The organism is Verminephrobacter aporrectodeae subsp. tuberculatae At4 (genome assembly GCF_000193225.1).
Taxonomy (GTDB): Bacteria; Pseudomonadota; Gammaproteobacteria; order Burkholderiales; family Burkholderiaceae_C; genus Acidovorax; species Acidovorax aporrectodeae.
In genome coordinates, this window is the sequence record NZ_AFAL01000025.1 from 1 (window position 1) to 15,848 (window position 15,848).

13 protein-coding genes and 2 pseudogenes are annotated in these 15,848 nt (G+C 65.7%); 9 read left to right on the forward strand and 6 right to left on the reverse strand.

Features of this window, described 5'->3' with window-relative positions:
* From leuB to grpE, 6 genes and pseudogenes are all read right to left on the reverse strand, one after another.
* The coding region (leuB, locus tag VTU_RS0100780; protein WP_010099904.1) for a 3-isopropylmalate dehydrogenase at window positions 1-699 on the reverse strand (699 nt) is incomplete at its 3' end.
* A gap of 61 nt (window positions 700-760) precedes the next feature.
* A complete protein-coding gene (gene leuD / locus VTU_RS0100785; RefSeq protein WP_010099906.1) occupies window positions 761-1,411 on the reverse strand; it encodes a 3-isopropylmalate dehydratase small subunit in 651 nt (216 codons plus the stop codon).
* A gap of 35 nt (window positions 1,412-1,446) precedes the next feature.
* Window positions 1,447-2,868: a 3-isopropylmalate dehydratase large subunit gene (gene leuC / locus VTU_RS0100790; protein ID WP_010099908.1), complete on the reverse strand. Its 1,422-nt coding sequence runs from the start codon at window positions 2,866-2,868 to the stop codon at window positions 1,447-1,449.
* 147 nt (window positions 2,869-3,015) lie between these two features.
* Window positions 3,016-4,155 (reverse strand): molecular chaperone DnaJ, encoded by a 1,140-nt coding sequence (gene dnaJ / locus VTU_RS0100795; protein WP_010099910.1) that lies wholly within the window; start codon window positions 4,153-4,155, stop codon window positions 3,016-3,018.
* A gap of 86 nt (window positions 4,156-4,241) precedes the next feature.
* Window positions 4,242-6,185 (reverse strand): molecular chaperone DnaK, encoded by a 1,944-nt coding sequence (gene dnaK / locus VTU_RS0100800; RefSeq protein WP_010099912.1) that lies wholly within the window; start codon window positions 6,183-6,185, stop codon window positions 4,242-4,244.
* 110 nt (window positions 6,186-6,295) lie between these two features.
* A pseudogene (gene grpE / locus VTU_RS0100805) lies at window positions 6,296-6,802 on the reverse strand (nucleotide exchange factor GrpE); the annotation flags it as partial.
* Between the two features lie 275 nt (window positions 6,803-7,077).
* On the opposite strand from grpE, the gene VTU_RS0100810 reads away from it, so the two are divergent.
* The 9 genes and pseudogenes from VTU_RS0100810 to VTU_RS0100850 form a co-directional block, all read left to right on the forward strand.
* Entirely contained in the window at window positions 7,078-8,346 is a 1,269-nt protein-coding gene (locus VTU_RS0100810; protein ID WP_010099917.1) for an AAA family ATPase, read from the forward strand.
* Window positions 8,347-8,503: 157 nt separating this feature from the next.
* Window positions 8,504-10,231 (forward strand): allophanate hydrolase, encoded by a 1,728-nt coding sequence (gene atzF / locus VTU_RS0100815; protein ID WP_029553974.1) that lies wholly within the window; start codon window positions 8,504-8,506, stop codon window positions 10,229-10,231.
* 24 nt (window positions 10,232-10,255) lie between these two features.
* Window positions 10,256-11,269 (forward strand): ABC transporter substrate-binding protein, encoded by a 1,014-nt coding sequence (locus VTU_RS0100820; RefSeq protein ID WP_010099920.1) that lies wholly within the window; start codon window positions 10,256-10,258, stop codon window positions 11,267-11,269.
* A gap of 3 nt (window positions 11,270-11,272) precedes the next feature.
* Window positions 11,273-12,067 carry an ABC transporter permease gene (locus VTU_RS0100825; RefSeq protein ID WP_010099921.1) on the forward strand — a complete coding sequence of 265 codons (795 nt, stop codon included), beginning with the start codon at window positions 11,273-11,275 and terminating at the stop codon, window positions 12,065-12,067.
* Window positions 12,064-12,887, forward strand: a pseudogene (locus VTU_RS25140) (ABC transporter ATP-binding protein). The gene VTU_RS0100825 and the pseudogene VTU_RS25140 overlap by 4 nt, the downstream one beginning before the upstream one ends.
* Entirely contained in the window at window positions 12,884-13,120 is a 237-nt protein-coding gene (locus VTU_RS25145) for a DUF4089 domain-containing protein (RefSeq protein ID WP_010099922.1), read from the forward strand. The pseudogene VTU_RS25140 and the gene VTU_RS25145 overlap by 4 nt, the downstream one beginning before the upstream one ends.
* Window positions 13,121-13,130: 10 nt before the next feature.
* The gene (locus tag VTU_RS0100840; RefSeq protein ID WP_138927740.1) at window positions 13,131-14,513 is read left to right on the forward strand and encodes an AtzE family amidohydrolase; all 1,383 of its coding nucleotides are present in this window, start codon (window positions 13,131-13,133) and stop codon (window positions 14,511-14,513) included.
* A 3-nt stretch (window positions 14,514-14,516) separates the two neighbouring features.
* Window positions 14,517-14,891 (forward strand): oxalurate catabolism protein HpxZ, encoded by a 375-nt coding sequence (gene hpxZ / locus VTU_RS0100845; protein ID WP_010099924.1) that lies wholly within the window; start codon window positions 14,517-14,519, stop codon window positions 14,889-14,891.
* 60 nt (window positions 14,892-14,951) lie between these two features.
* A partial coding sequence (locus VTU_RS0100850; RefSeq protein ID WP_029553975.1) for a BMP family ABC transporter substrate-binding protein occupies window positions 14,952-15,848 on the forward strand: 897 nt, incomplete at its 3' end.

The following is a 15,848-nucleotide window of genomic DNA, read 5'->3' on the forward strand; positions in this document are numbered from 1 at the left end:
CTTGGGCGCCTTGACGAGCTGCATCGCGGCGTTGTCCACGTACATGTGCTGCAACTCGACGTCGGGATATTCCTGGTGCACCCCGATGAGCGTGTCCCTCCAGAACTGGGAGGTTTCCAGCACGTTCGCCTTGTCCACGCTGGTGAGCTTTTTGCTGCGCTTGCGCGCGGCCTGGAAGGCCACGTGGGCGATGCGCTCGATTTCGGGCCGGGAGTAGCGCATGGTGTCAAACGCTTCCTCGGCGCCGGGGAACTGCCCGTCGATTGCGGTTCGGCGGCCGCGCGGCTGGCCAAAGTAGATGTCGCCGGTGAGTTCGCGGACGATGAGGATGTCCAGGCCCGCGACGAGTTCGGGCCGGAGGCTGGACGCGCCCACCAACTGCGCGTGGCAGACGGCGGGGCGCAGGTTGGCGAACAGGCCCAGGTTCTTGCGCAGCCCCAGGATCGCCTGCTCGGGGCGCAGCGATCGCTCGAGCTGGTCGTACTTCCAGTCGCCCACGGCGCCAAACAGGATGGCGTCGGACTGCCTGGCGAGTGCGAGCGTGGACTCGGGCAGGGGGTGGGCATGCGCATCGTAGGCGGCGCCGCCCACCAGGGCCGATTCCAGTTCGAACTTCAGTTCCAGCACTTCCAGAACCTTGACGGCCTCGGCGACGATCTCGGGACCGATTCCGTCGCCCGGCAGGACTGCGATTTTCATGGCTTGTTCCGTTCTCGATGGCTATGCATGCATATGGGGGCAGGGGGCAGCAGGAGGAGGATCAGGGCGGCATGCTGCGTGCGAGCCAGGGCATGGTGGCCAGGCGCTGCTCCTCAAAGGCCTTGATCTTCCCGGATTGGCGCAGGGTCAGGCCGATGTCGTCCAGGCCGTTGAGCAGGCAGTACCTGCGGAAGGCCTGTACTTCGAACGGGATCTCGGCGCCCTGCGCGGGCACGATGCATTCGCGCTCGAGGTCGATCACGAGTTGGTAGCCGGGGAAGGCCAGCACGTCGTCGAACATCCGGGCCACGGTGTGGTCGGGCAGGGCGATGGGCAGCAGGCCGTTCTTGAAGCAGTTGTTGAAGAAGATGTCGGCAAAGCTGGGCGCGATGAGCGCGCGAAAGCCGAACTGCGCGAGCGCCCAGGGCGCGTGCTCGCGGCTGGACCCGCAGCCGAAGTTCTTGCGCGCCAGCAGGATCGATGCGCCCTGGTAGCGTGGCTGGTTCAGCACGAAGTCCGGGTTCGGCCTGCGGCGCGCCGGGTCCTGCCCGGGCTCGCCCGGGTCCAGGTAGCGCCACGCGTCGAACAGGTTCACGCCGAAGCCGGTCTTCTTGATCGACTTGAGGAACTGCTTGGGGATGATGGCGTCGGTATCGACGTTCTCGCGGTCCATGGGGGCCACGAGGCCCTTGTGCAAGGTGAATTTCTGCATGGCGTTGTCCTGGTTTGGCGACTGGCCTGGCGGGCTCAGGCAAATGGGCGGATGTCCACGAAATGGCCGTGCACCGCAGCCGCGGCGGCCATCGCGGGGCTCACGAGATGGGTGCGGCCGCCGGCGCCCTGGCGGCCTTCAAAATTGCGGTTGCTCGTGGACGCGCAGCGCTCGCCGGGCTCCAGGCGGTCGGCGTTCATGGCCAGGCACATGGAGCAGCCGGGTTCGCGCCATTCAAAGCCCGCGGCCTGGAAGATGGTGTGCAGGCCCTCGCGTTCGGCCTGTTCCTTGACCAGACCCGAGCCGGGGACCACCATGGCCAGCTTCACGTTGCCGGCCACCTTGCGGCCGAGCTTCCTGAGCACGGCCGCGGCCTCGCGCATGTCTTCGATGCGGCTGTTGGTGCACGAGCCGATGAACACCTTGTCGAGGGTGATGTCGTGGATCGCCTTTCCGGGTTGCAGCCCCATGTAGCTCAGCGCGCGTTCGATGGCGCCGCGCTTGTTCACGTCCTTCTCCTTGTCCGGATCGGGGATGCGGGCGTCGATTCCGAGCACCATCTCGGGCGAGGTGCCCCAGGTCACCTGCGGCGCGATCCGGGCCGCGTCGATCCGGACGGTGGCGTCGAACCGGGCGCCGGCATCCGAGTGCAATGTGTTCCAGTACGCCACGGCCTGCTCCCATTCCAGGCCCGTTGGCGCAAGCGGGCGGCCCCGGACGTAGTCAATGGTCCTCGCGTCCACCGCCACCAGCCCGGCGCGCGCACCGGCCTCGATGGCCATGTTGCAGACGGTCATGCGGCCCTCCATGCTCAGCGCGCGGATCGCCGCGCCCGCGAACTCGATGGTGTAGCCCGTGCCGCCCGCGGTGCCTATCTGGCCGATGATGGCCAGCACCAGGTCCTTGGCCGTGATGCCCTTGGCCAACTGGCCATCGAGCAGCAGCAGCATGTTTTTCGCCTTGCGGGCGAGCAGCGTTTGCGTGGCCAGCACGTGCTCGACCTCGGAGGTGCCGATGCCGTGCGCCAACGCGCCAAATGCGCCGTGGGTGGAGGTGTGGCTGTCGCCGCAGACGACGGTCATTCCGGGCAGGGTGGCGCCGTTTTCCGGGCCGATCACATGCACGATTCCCTGGCGCTGGTGCATGAACGGAAAGAACGCGGCGGGCGCGATCTGCGCCATGTTGTCGTTCAGCGTGGTGATCTGCTCGCGGCTGATCGGGTCGGTGATTCCGTCGTAGCCGCGCTCCCAGCCCGTGGTGGGCGTGTTGTGGTCGGCCGTGGCGACGATGGAACTCGTGCGCCAGACCCTGCGGCCCGCCGCGCGCAGGCCCTCGAACGCCTGGGGGCTCGTGACCTCGTGCACCAGATGGCGGTCGATGTAGAGGATGGAGGTGCCGTCCTCTTCGGTATGGACGACATGCTCGTCCCAGATTTTGTCGTACAGCGTGCGGTCCATGGCGGGGCTTTCTGCTCTCCAAGCGGGGGATTGGATTCTAGTGGCGCGCGTCAAGCCGCAAGCAGCCGGGGGAGGGCAGGGCGCCCCGGACGGCGCACAACCGCCCGGGACGTGGCCGCAGGCGGTTGGGCCGGGGGAGAGCGGCTGTCAGCTGAAGAAGTTCTTGAGCCGGTCGGTCCAGCTCTCGCCGCTGGGCGAATGGCGCGCGCCGCCCTTCTTCAGCGAATCCTCGAGTTCGTGCAGCAGCTTGCGCTGGTGCTCGGTGAGCTTGACCGGCGTCTCCACGGCGATATGGCAGTACAGGTCGCCGGGGTAGCTCGCGCGCACCCCCTTGATTCCCTTGCCGCGCAGGCGGAACTGCTTGCCCGCCTGGGTGCCTTCGGGGATGTCGATGGCCGCCTTGCCCGCGAGCGTGGGGACCTCGATCTCGCCACCGAGCGCGGCCGTGATGAAGCTCACGGGCACCTGGCAATGCAGGTCGTCGCCGTTGCGCTCGAAGATGTCGTGCTTCTTCAGGCGGATTTCGATGTACAGGTCGCCCGGGGGGCCGCCATTCGTTCCGGGCTCGCCGTTGCCGGTGCTGCGGATGCGCATGCCGCTGTCGATGCCGGCGGGAATCCGCACTTCCAGCGTCTTTTGCTTCTTGATCCTGCCCTGGCCATGGCATGCCGGGCAGGGTTCGGGAATGATCTTGCCCGTGCCCCGGCAGTGCGGGCAGGTCTGCTGCACGCTGAAGACACCCTGGCGCATCTGCACCGTGCCGCTGCCCCGGCAGGTCGCGCAGACCTTGGGGCTGGTTCCGGGCTTGGCACCGCTGCCGTGGCAGGTGTCGCAGCCTTCCCAGGAAGGGATGCGGATCTGCGCATCCTTGCCGCGCGCGGCGTCTTCGAGGCTGATTTCCATCGCGTAGCTCAGGTCGCTGCCCCGGTACACCTGGCGCCCGCCGGCTCCGCGCCCGCGCTGCTGGCCGAACATCTCGCCAAAGATGTCGCCGAACGCCTCGGCAAAACCGCCAAAACCCTCGGCGCCCGCGGTGCCGGGGCCACGCATGTTCGGATCGACCCCGGCGTGGCCGTACTGGTCGTAGGCGGCGCGTTTTTGCGGGTCGGAGAGCATCTCGTAGGCCTCCTTGGCCTCCTTGAATTTCTCCTCCGCGGGTCTGGCCGTATCCCCCTGGTTGCGGTCGGGGTGGTACTTCATCGCCAGCTTGCGATAGGCTTTTTTGATTTCTTCGTCCGAGGCGTTCTTGGGTACACCGAGGATTTCGTAAAAGTCTCTTTTGGACATGGTCATTCTGAGCCCGATTGGAACAGGAACGCCGCGCAAGCCCCGTCAAGGGGCTCGCGCGGCGGTTGGAGCAATGGGGCCTGTTTTCAGCCCTTCTTGACTTCCTTGATTTCGGCGTCGACGACGTTGTCGTCGTCCGCCGACTTGCCGGACGCTGCGGCCCCTGCTGCGGCCGCAGCACCGGTGGCCGCAGCGGCCTGGTCCGCCTGCGATTGGGCGTACATCTTCTCGCCCAGCTTCTGGCTCGCGGCCATCAGCGCCATGGTCTTGTCGTCGATCGCGGCCTTGTCCTCGCCCTTGAGGGCTTCTTCCAGGGCCTTGAGCGCGGCGCTGATCGCGTCCTTTTCGCCCGCCTCGAGCTTGTCGCCATGCTCGGCCAGGCTCTTGCCCACGCTGTGCGCCGTGGTCTCGCCCTGGTTGCGCGCCTGCACCAGTTCCAGCTTCTTCTTGTCGTCGGCGGCGTTGAGCTCGGCGTCCTTGACCATCTGCTGGATTTCTTCCTCCGACAGGCCCGAGTTGGCCTTGATGGTGATCTTGTTCTCCTTGCCCGTCCCCTTGTCCTTGGCGCCCACGTGCAGGATGCCGTTGGCGTCGATGTCGAACGAGACCTCGATCTGCGGCGTGCCGCGCACCGCCGGCGGGATTCCCTCAAGGTTGAACTCGCCCAAGAGCTTGTTGCCCGAGGCCAGTTCGCGCTCGCCCTGGAAGACCTTGATGGTCACCGCGGGCTGGTTGTCCTCGGCGGTCGAGAAGGTCTGCGCGAACTTCGTCGGGATGGTCGTGTTCTTGGTGATCATCTTCGTCATCACGCCGCCCAGGGTCTCGATGCCCAGCGACAGCGGCGTCACGTCGAGCAGCAGCACGTCCTTGCGGTCGCCCGAGAGCACCTGGCCCTGGATGGCGGCGCCCACGGCCACGGCCTCGTCGGGGTTCACGTCCTTGCGCGGATCCTTGCCGAAGAACTCCTTGACCTTTTCCTGCACCTTGGGCATGCGGGTCATTCCGCCGACCAGGATCACGTCATGGATGTCGGCCACGGCCACGCCCGCGTCCTTGATGGCCACGCGGCAGGGATCGATGGTGCGCTCGATCAGTTCGTCGACCAGCGACTCGAGCTTGGCCCGCGTGAGCTTGATGTTCAGGTGCTTGGGGCCCGACGCGTCGGCCGTGATGTAGGGCAGGTTGATGTCGGTCGCGGCCGAGTTCGACAGCTCGATCTTGGCTTTTTCCGCAGCTTCCTTGAGGCGCTGCAACGCCAGGACATCCTTGGACAGGTCCACGCCCTGATCCTTTTTGAACTCGCCGATGATGTAGTCGATGATGCGCTGGTCGAAGTCTTCACCGCCGAGGAAGGTGTCGCCGTTGGTCGAGAGCACTTCGAACTGCTTTTCGCCGTCCACGTCGGCAATTTCGATGATCGACACGTCGAAGGTACCGCCGCCCAAGTCGTACACGGCGATCTTGCGGTCGCCCCGGTCCTGCTTGTCCAGGCCGAAGGCCAGGGCCGCGGCGGTGGGCTCGTTGATGATGCGCTTGACGTCCAGGCCGGCGATACGGCCCGCGTCCTTGGTGGCCTGGCGCTGGGCGTCATTGAAGTAGGCGGGGACGGTGATCACGGCCTCGGTCACGGGCTCGCCCAGGTAGTCTTCTGCGGTCTTCTTCATCTTGCGCAGGATGTCCGCGGACACCTGCTGCGCAGACACGCGCTTGCCGCGCACCTCGATCCAGGCGTCGCCATTGTCTGCGGCGACGATCTTGTAGGGCATCAGGTCGATGTCCTTTTGCACTTCCTTTTCGCTGAACTTGCGCCCGATCAGGCGCTTGACGGCGTACAGCGTGTTCTTCGGGTTGGTCACCGCCTGGCGCTTGGCCGAGGCGCCGACGAGGATGTCGCCGTCCTCCTGGTAGGCGACGATCGAGGGCGTGGTGCGGGCACCTTCGCTGTTTTCGATGACGCGCGTGGTGTTGCCTTCCATGATGGACACACAGCTGTTGGTGGTGCCCAGGTCGATGCCAATGATTTTTCCCATGATTTTTCTCCGGATGCTCGAATGGTGGATTGGATGCTTGCTAACTTGTGGATAACCCGAGGGGGTTCAAGTCAGCCGGGCCGATTTTTTTGCCGCTGCGCTGCGCCGGTTCATTTCGGCGCCGTGACGGTGACGAGTGCGGGGCGCAGCACGCGATCGGCGATCGCGTAGCCCTTTTGCAGCACGGCCACGACGGTGTTCGCCTCCTGCTCGGCGGGAACGACGCTGATCGCCTGGTGCTGATGCGGGTCAAAGCGGGTGCCCGCTGCGGGGCTGATCGCCAGCACCTTGTTGCGCTCGAGCGCCGAGGTCAGCTGGCGCAGGGTGGCGTCGGCGCCTTCGCGCAGCTGCTGCGGCGTGGCCTCCTTGATGGCCAGGGCGGCGTCCAGGCTGTCGGCCACGGGCAGCAGGCTCTCGGCAAAACTCTCGATGCCGAATTTGCGCGCCTTGGCCACCTCGTCCTCGGCGCGGCGCCGGGCATTCTCCGCCTCGGCCTTGGCGCGCAGGAACTGATCGGCCAGATCGGCGCTTTGGGTTCGCAGTTCGGCCAGCTCGCTGCGCAGGCGTTCCAACTCGTCGCTCGCGTGCGCGACGGCTTCGGCCTCGACTGCTTCGGGGTGGGGACGCTTGGGGGTGCGGGGGGGATATGGTCTGGCATGTCAGGGTCGGGAGGTCGATGAAACAGTACGCGCGGGAGTTCGGGGCAGGCCGGCGTAAATCAAGGTCTGGCGGTGAAGTGTCCCGCAGCGCGTCGTGCGACGCCGGCATTGCCTTCCATGGTGCCGAGGAGGCCATGGATGCGTACATCGGTGCACGATTTCCAATGAAGTTAAAAAATAACTTGAAATTTTGCTTTTCTTCTGCATAATTCACGTAAATTATTGAGAACTCCATGCTGATCGAGTTTCGTGTCAAGAACTACCGCAGTCTGCGCGACGAGCAGGTGCTCAGTCTTGTCGCATCCAAGGACAAGACCCTGCAGGACAGCCACACGCAAGCGACCGGCATCCGCGCTGCCCCCTTCTTGGTGCGCAGTGCAGTGGTCTATGGTGCCAACGCGAGCGGCAAGTCCAATCTCATCAATGCGCTGCAAAACATGCGTGCCGTGGTGACCGAATCGGCGACAAGCAAGCCGGATCAGCCCTTTGCCGTGCAGCCATTTCGGCTCGATGCCGATTCCATCGACCAGCCCATTGAGTTCGAGGCCACGTTCCTGCTCGATGGTGTGCGCTACCAGTATGGCTTTGCCCTGAGCACACAGCGCGTCGTCAGCGAACACCTGCTGGTGTACCAGGCATTCAAGCCCCAGCGTTGGTTCACACGCCGCTTTGACGCCGGCACGGGCAAGGATGTCTACGAATTCGGCTCCGGCCTGAAAGGCCCGAAGAACCTGTGGGAACGCGCCACCCGCCCGAACGCATTGTTCCTGTCGATGGCGGTGCAACTCAATAGCGACGCCTTGCGCCCGGTGTTCGACTGGTTCGAGAATCGCTTGCTCATCATCAACGAACACGCGGACTTCCCTCTGAAACGGTCCATTCAAGGGCTCCAACAGGCGGACGAGAACAAGGAGATCTGCAACTTCCTGTCGGCCGCCGATACCGGCATCACCGGCATCACGGTGGAAACACGCCGGGTCCAGGTCCCCAGGATTTCTCTGTCTGACTCGATGGCCGGTAAAACCGGAATGCAATCAGAAGAAATGGTGGAACACACGCCACGCTTCCACCATGTCACCGAACGGGGAAAGGCCGTGTTTGATTTGCTGGATGAATCCAGCGGCACACGCAAACTGCTGGTCTTTGCCGGACCGGTGCTGGACATCCTGCGCGACGGACAGACGCTGGTTGTCGACGAGCTGGACACCAGCTTGCACAGCTTGCTGCTGCGCGAACTGGTGCGGCTGTTCCACGACAGCGAGATCAACACCGGGGGTGCACAGCTGATCTTTACCACCCACGACACCTCGCTGCTGGATGCGCCAGAGCTGTTCCGGCGCGATCAAGTGTGGTTGGTGGAAAAAGACCGCGATCAGGCCTCGGCCTTGGTCAGTCTGTCCGAATTCAGCCCGCGCAAGAACGAAGCGCTGGAACGCGGCTACCTGGCGGGGCGTTACGGCGGAGTGCCCTTGCTCAGCCACGCCCTGGGGCTCAAACACTGATGGGCAGCGACAAGCACCTGAGAAACCGCACTTCCCAACCAGCGAGCAGGTAGCAGGCCAACAAACTGACTGACTGACGCAGAGGGCTTGGGGTCCCCGGAGCTTTCCTGGCACAGCTTTTGCGGCTGTTTCTGGGATACAAGATGGGACTCCAAGTATGGTGCAAGACATTTCCCGAGAACCAAGCGGCCCCGAAGGCGCCCCCCAGGCATGGATAGAACGCTTTGAGCAGCCCTTGGTAGCTTGCAGCAGCGGCTCGCTGTCCGGGCTGCGCTTTGCGGTCAAAGACAACATTGACGTATTGGGATGGCCCACCACCGCTGCCTGTGCCGAGTTTGCCTATCGGCCCCGGGCGCACGCCACGGTGGTGCAGCAGTTGCTCGATGCTGGTGCAAGTCTGGTCGGCAAAACCAACTTGGACCAATTTGCCTGCGGCCTCAGTGGCACGCGCTCGCCGCATGGCGCGGTGCCAAATGCGTTCAACGCCGACTATGTATCGGGTGGCTCCAGTTCCGGATCGGCCTACGTGGTGGCCACTGGCCAGGTGGACTTCGCGCTGGGCACCGACACCGCTGGCTCGGGCCGTGTGCCGGCCGGGCTGAACAACATTGTCGGCATCAAGCCCAGCCGGGGGCTGCTGAGCACGCGCGGCGTGTTGCCTGCGATGCGCAGTGTTGACTGCGTGTCCATCTTGGCGCGCACGGTGGCGATGGCCGCCCGCGTGCTGCAGGTGGCGCAGGGGCCGGACGCACACGACCCGTATGCGCGCACGCTGCAACTGAGCAATACGCCGTTTGGCAGCCGCTTCCGCTTTGGCCTGCCCGAGCCCCTGGAGTTCTTTGGCGATCGGGCCGCGCAGGCCGCTTTTTCCGAGGCGGTGCAAAGACTCACGGCGCTGGGCGGCGTGGCCGTTGCGATCGACTACCGCCCGCTGGCGCAGGCTGCCGCGTTGCTGTACGAGAGCGCCTTGGTGACCGAGCGCTACGCCGCATTGCGCGCGTTCTTCGATTCCCATGAAGGCCAGGTGATCGAGCCGGTGCGCAGCATCATCGCCAAGGGGCGAAGCTTTTCCGCCGCCGACCTGTGCGCGGCACAGACGCAGTTGCGCGCCTGCGCGCAGCAGGCGGGCGCGATGTGGGCCAGCATCGACGTGCTGCTGGTGCCCACTGCGCCGACCCACTACCGCATTGCCGCGATGCAGGCCGACCCGGTGGCGCTGAACCGCAACCTGGGCTACTACACCAACTTCGTCAACCTGTTGGACTACGCGGCGATCGCCGTGCCCAGCAGCATCCGCGCCGACGGTCTGCCCTTTGGCATCACGCTGATCGGCCCCTGCGGCAGCGACTGGCCGCTGGCCGAACTGGGCCAGCGCTACCACCATGCCAGCAAGCTGTTGCAGGGGGCGCTGCAATGGCCACTGCCAGCGCCCCAGGCGCTGACAGGCATCTCCCCGGCGGCCCCGCAGGCGCCGCCGCCAGACAGCGCCCCGCGCATGAAGATTGCCGTGGTCGGTGCCCATCTGTCGGGAATGCCACTCAACGCGCAGCTGGGCGCGCGCGGTGCGCGCCTGCTGCGGGCAAGCAGCACGGCCCCCCACTACCGCTTGTATGCGCTGCGCGGCAGCACACCCCCCAAGCCCGGCCTGCGCCGGGTGCCCGAGGGCGGCAGCGCCATCGCGCTGGAGGTCTGGGAGATGCCGCAAGCACAGGTGGGCAGTTTCCTGGCGCTGATTGCGCCCCCGCTGGGCCTGGGCCAGGTGGAATTGGCCGATGGCAGCTGGGTCACCGGCTTCATCTGCGAAGGCCATGCGCTCGAAGCCGCACAGGACATCACTGCGCATGGTGGCTGGCGCGCCTACCTGGCCGCGTGCGAGCCCGCTTGAACACAACCCGAACAGGAACTCCCCATGAGCACTCCCCCCGAAGACGCCCGGACCACCGCCCTGATCGACCGCCGCCGGCTGCTGCGCCAGGGTGCGGCCACGCTGGGGGTGCTCGCAGCGCCCGGCATCGTGCGTGCCCGCAGCGCGGTAAAGATTCGCATCGGCTACTGGCCCGTGGCCGCCGGCCTGCCCTTTTTTGCCGCAGTGGAAAAGGGCTACTTCGAGGAAGCCGGGCTCGGCGTGGAGCCGCTCAAGTTCGCCGGCGCCCAACAGGTGATGGAGGCCATGCTCGCAGGCCGCAGCGACGGCAGCGCAAACGGCACCGGCTCCGGCAACCTGGGGGTGGGCGAGTTGGCCTCGCCCGGGCTGTTCAAGATCATTGCCACCAATCCGAGCAACGCCCGGTACGTGCTCGATGAATTTCTGGTGCCCAAGGACAGCCAGGTCAAGACCATCGCCGAGCTCAAGGGCAAGCGCATTGGCTGTGGCCCCGGCATACAGAACAAGGCGCTGGCCAGCGCCGTGCTCGAACGTGCCGGCGCCACCGGTGTCACCGTCACCGAGCTACCGATAGGCCAGCACGTGGCAGCGCTGGCGGCCGGCCAAGTGGACGCGGTCTACACGCTGGAGCCCACCGGCACCGTGGGCCGGCTCAGCGGCGTCAGCCGCGTGCTGGAAGCCGGGGTGATTGCCAAGTACATCCTGGGCGACGCGCAAGCGCCCTGGCATGGCGGCTCGGCGACGCTGACCACCGAGTTCATCAAAAAACACCCGCAAGAGAGCAAGAAATACATCGCCGCCTACGCCCGCGGCATCGCGCTGGTGCGCGAGCAGCCGGACGAGGCGCGCAAGTATCTGGCGGGCTACACCGCCATCGAAGGCCCGCTGACAGGCGCCGTGCCGCTGGCCTCGTACATGCTCTACAACGAGTTCAAACCGGCTGACGTTGCCGCCTTTCAGAAGTTCTTCGACCTCTTCACCGACAAGGGGGTGTTCGATAAAAAACTGGATGTCTCCACGCTGCTGTTCAAGGACTGAACCATGGACCGCCGCGCAAGCCTTGCCGCAGCCAGACGCACGAGCGTGCATTGGAGCCTCCTGCTGCCCTTGATCGGACCGGCTGCACTGTTCATCGTCTGGGACATCGTGGTGCGCGCCGGCATGATCCGCGCGATCTTGTTGCCGCCACCGGCGGCCACCGTGCTCACGCTGCTCACCGGCCTGCTGGGCGGAGCGCTGCTGAACGATTTCTTGTTCACCCTGTGGCGCACGCTGCAGGCCTTTGCCATTGCAGCGCTGGTCGGTGTGCCGCTGGGCGTGCTGCTGGGCAGCAACGAGAAGGCCTACCGCAGCGTGGAGTTTCTGATCGACTTCTTCCGCTCCACACCCAGCTCGGCGCTGATTCCGCTGTTTCTGCTGATCTTTGGCGTGTCGGACATCAACAAGGTGGCCATCGCTGCATTTTCTGCCTTGCTGATCGTGATTTTCAACAGCGCCTACGGCGTCATCAACGCGCGCAAGCAGCGCATCATGGCGGCCAAGGTGATGGGGGCGTCGCGCTGGCAGATATTCAAGGACGTGCTGATCTGGGAAAGCCTGCAATCGGGCTTTGTCGGTCTGCGCTCAGCGGTGTCGATGGCGTTGGTGATCGTGGTCGTTGCCGAGATGTTCATTGGCTCGGACAACGGGCTGGGGCATCGCATCATCGACGCGCAACAGGTGCTCAACGTCAGGACCATGTACGCCGCGATCCTGGCCGCGGGCGCGCTGGGCTATGCGCTCAACGTGCTGTTTCTGGTGCTGGAGCGGCGCATCGTTCACTGGAGCGGACGATGACGACGCAAGTCCTCCATGGCCCGGTGTACGCCGAGGTGCCCGCGCCGGTGTTTACCCCGGGTCCCCAGGGCACCCACATCACGGTGCGCGGCCTGACCAAGCACTTCGCTGGCTGGCCGCTGTACGAGAACTTTGACCTGAACATCCCCAAGCACAAGATCGTCTCGGTGTTCGGCCCAACGGCTGCGGCAAATCGACGCTGATCAACATGATCGCCGGGCTGGTCGCGATCGACAGCGGGGAGATCCTGTTCGACGGCAAGTCACTCAAGGACACCAAGATTGGCTATGTGTTCCAGAACTACCGCGAGGCCCTGTTTCCGTGGCTGCGCACCATCGACAACATTGCCTACCCGCTCCAGATCGAGGGCCGATCCAAGGCCCAGGTTGACCGCCGCATGGCCGAGCTCGTGGAGTCGTTTGGCGTGCAGTTCGACCTGAACCGCTTTCCCTACGAACTCTCCGGCGGGCAGCAGCAGACCGCGTCCATCATGCGCGCACTCGCGCCCAGGCCCGAGGTGCTGTTTCTCGACGAACCGTTCTCGGCGCTGGACTTCGAGATGACGCTGTTCATCCGCGAGAAACTGCAGCAGGTGTTCATGCAAACCGGCACCACCATGGTGCTCGTCTCGCACGACCTGGAGGAAGCCGTGTACCTGGCCGACGAGGTGCTGCTGCTGAGCAAGCGCCCGACCCGGGTGGCGGAAATCCTGCACTACGACGAGCCGCGCCCGCGCACGCTGGCGACGCTCAGCGCGCCGGGCTTCATCGAGACGAAGAAGCGGAGTCTGGAAATCTTCCAGCGCGAGGTGCGGCGATGACCGATGCCGGAACCCTGGCCTGCGTGCAGGCCAGCGCGGCCACGCTGGGCCTGGTACTCGATGAGGCCCGCGCCCGGCGCGTGGCGGCGCATCTGGCGCAGATCGAACGAATGGCGCAGCTGCTGCTGGCCGCGCCGATGGGGGCGCACGCCGAGTTGGCCGGGACGTATGCGCCCCTGGCCTTCCCTTCGGCATCCGACACGCACACCTGCGGTGAAGACGATGGCCCATGAGATGCGTGGCATGACCAGCCTTGCGCTGGTCCGCGCGATCGCCGCAGGCGAGATCAGCGCCCGGGAGGCCTGCTTGGCCAGCGTCGCGCGCATTCACGCGAGCAACCCGGCGATCAACGCCTTCACCCGTTGCTGCACAGCGCGCGCGCTGCGCGAGGCCGAGGCGATCGATGCCCGCCGCGCGCGCGGTGAACGGCTGCCGCCGCTGGCGGGCCTGCCCTACGCGGTCAAGGACCTGTTCGACGTCGCCGGTGAAGTCACCCACGCTGGCTCCAAGCTGAATCGCCAGCACCGGCCCGCGGCCCAGGACGCCTTTTTGGTGACCCGGATGCAGGCCGGCGGCGCGGTGCTGCTGGGGCGGCTGAACATGGACGAATACGCCTACGGCTTCACCACCGAAAACACGCATTACGGAGCGACCCGCAATCCGCATGATCTGACGCGCAGCGCCGGCGGCTCATCCGGCGGCTGCGGCGCTGCGGTGGCGGCAGGCCAGGTCGGCATGGCGCTGGGTTCGGATACCAATGGATCGATCCGCGTGCCCGCGTCTTTTTGCGGCATCTGGGGTCTGAAGCCCACCTTCGGGCGCCTGTCGCGCCGCGGCAGCTACCCCTTCGTGCACAGCATTGACCACCTCGGCCCCATGGCCGATTCGGTCGAGAGCCTGGCGCTGGCCTACGATGTGCTGCAGGCCCCGGACCCGCTCGACCCGGGCTGCCACGCACTGCGGGTGCAGCCGGTGGGCAGCGCATTGCAGCAGGGCATCGAGGGCCTGCGGGTGGGGCTGCTCGGGGGGTACTTCGATGAGCACGCGACGGCCTCGGCGCGTGCGGCCGTGCGCTCTGCCGCCCAGGTACTCGGCGCGAACGATCAGCTTGCATGGCCCGACGCCGCGCTGGGCCGCGCTGCCGCCTTCATCATCAGCGCCAGCGAAGGCGGCAGCCTGCACCTGCAAGACCTGCGCACGCAGGTACAGGAATTTGAACCGCTGTCGGTAGACCGTTTCATTGCCGGCGCGCTGCTCCCCGCCGCCTGGTATTTGCGCGCGCAGCGCTTTCGCCACAGCTACCGCGACCAGGTGAACGCGCTGTTCCGGCATTGGGATCTGCTGCTCGCCCCGGCCACGCCGGTGGCCGCGCCGGTGCTGGGGTCCGAGTGGCTGGATATCAACGGCACGTCCATGCCCACGCGGGCGTCGATCGGCCTGCTCACGCAACCCATCTCTCTCGCCGGCTGCCCGGTGGTGGCGGCACCCATTTGGCCCACGGGCACCGGCGGCCTGCCGATCGCGGTGCAAATCATTGCCGCACCCTGGCGCGAAGACTTGGCACTGCGCGCTGCGTGGGCATTGCAGGCGGCCGGCTGCGCGCATCTGAAACCGGTGGAGATCTGAGCCGTGGATACCAACCTTCCCGACGTGCTGGCCGAAGTCACGCGGCAATGCCGGCGCTACGAGCAGGCGCTGGTGCACAACGACGTCGCGCTGCTCGACGAACTGTTCTGGAACAGCCCGCACACGCTGCGCTACGGCGCCACCGAAAACCTGTATGGCTACGCCGCGATCGCGGAATTTCGTGCGGCGCGCGCGCCGCAGGGCTTGCAGCGCAAGCTGCTGAAAACCGTCATCACCACCTACGGGCGTGACTTTGCCACCGCGAATATCGAATTCCAGCGCCCGGGAAGCCCCGGCATCGGACGCCAAAGTCAGACCTGGGTGCGCACCGATCAGGGCTGGCGCGTTGTCGCTGCCCATGTGAGTTGGCTGCAATGAAGCACCGCCCGATTCGTCCTCCATACCCATTACCCATCCATCCCCCGGAGAACCCACGCCATGAAACCCAGTCCATTGAATCGCCGTGACACGCTCAAATCCCTGGCGGCGCTGGGTGTTGCAGGAGGGGCCTGGGGTCAGAGCCTTGCGGCGCAAAACCCGCCAACGCCACTGATCGTCGGCGTGATCTACGTCGGCGCGCGCGACGACTACGGCTACAGCCAGGCCCACGCCCAGGCGGTGGCCGAACTCAGGAAGTTGCCGGGGGTCCAGGTGGTCGAAGAAGAAAACGTGCCGGAGACTGCGGCGGTGCAAAGAACCATGGTCGGCATGATCAAGCAAGACGGCGCCACGTTGCTGATCCCCACGTCCTTCGGTTACTTTGACCCGCATATCCTGGCGCTGGCCCCGAAATACCCGGACGTGCGCTTTGCCCATTGCGGCGGCCTGTGGACCGAGGGCAAGCATCCCCGGAATGTGGGCAGTTTCTTTGGCTACATCGACGAATGCCAGTACCTCAATGGCGTGGTTGCCGGCCATATGAGCCCGAGTGGAAAAATCGGCTTTGTTGCTGCCAAGCCGATTCCACAGGTGCTGCGCAACGTCAACGCCTTCTTGCTCGGTGCACGTTCGGTCAGGCCCGGTGCCAGTTGCCGCGTGATCTTCACCGGCGAATGGTCCATGTCCATCAAGGAGGCCGAGGCCACCAACAGCCTGGCCGACCAGGGCGTGGACGTGTTCACCATGCACGTGGACAGCCCCAAGGTGGTGGTCGAGACGGCGGCCAGGCGCGGCAAGATGGTCTGCGGCTACCACGCCAGCCAGGCCCGACTCGCCCCGCAGTCCTACCTGTGCGGGGCCGAGTGGAACTGGCTCACCGCCTGCCGGACGTTCGTCACTGCGGCCCAGAGCGGCAAACCGCATCCGAACTTCCTGCGCGGCGGCCTCGGCGAGGGC

Coding starts and splice junctions, on each gene's coding strand:
- VTU_RS25145 (WP_010099922.1), top strand. CDS start 12,884: ATGACCGATGCCGGAACCCTGGCCTGCGTGCAGGCCAGCGCGGCCACG.
- dnaK (WP_010099912.1), bottom strand. CDS start 6,185: ATGGGAAAAATCATTGGCATCGACCTGGGCACCACCAACAGCTGTGTG.
- VTU_RS0100825 (WP_010099921.1), top strand. CDS start 11,273: ATGGACCGCCGCGCAAGCCTTGCCGCAGCCAGACGCACGAGCGTGCAT.
- VTU_RS0100820 (WP_010099920.1), top strand. CDS start 10,256: ATGAGCACTCCCCCCGAAGACGCCCGGACCACCGCCCTGATCGACCGC.
- leuC (WP_010099908.1), bottom strand. CDS start 2,868: ATGGACCGCACGCTGTACGACAAAATCTGGGACGAGCATGTCGTCCAT.
- VTU_RS0100840 (WP_138927740.1), top strand. CDS start 13,131: ATGACCAGCCTTGCGCTGGTCCGCGCGATCGCCGCAGGCGAGATCAGC.
- atzF (WP_029553974.1), top strand. CDS start 8,504: ATGGTGCAAGACATTTCCCGAGAACCAAGCGGCCCCGAAGGCGCCCCC.
- VTU_RS0100810 (WP_010099917.1), top strand. CDS start 7,078: ATGCTGATCGAGTTTCGTGTCAAGAACTACCGCAGTCTGCGCGACGAG.
- leuD (WP_010099906.1), bottom strand. CDS start 1,411: ATGCAGAAATTCACCTTGCACAAGGGCCTCGTGGCCCCCATGGACCGC.
- dnaJ (WP_010099910.1), bottom strand. CDS start 4,155: ATGTCCAAAAGAGACTTTTACGAAATCCTCGGTGTACCCAAGAACGCC.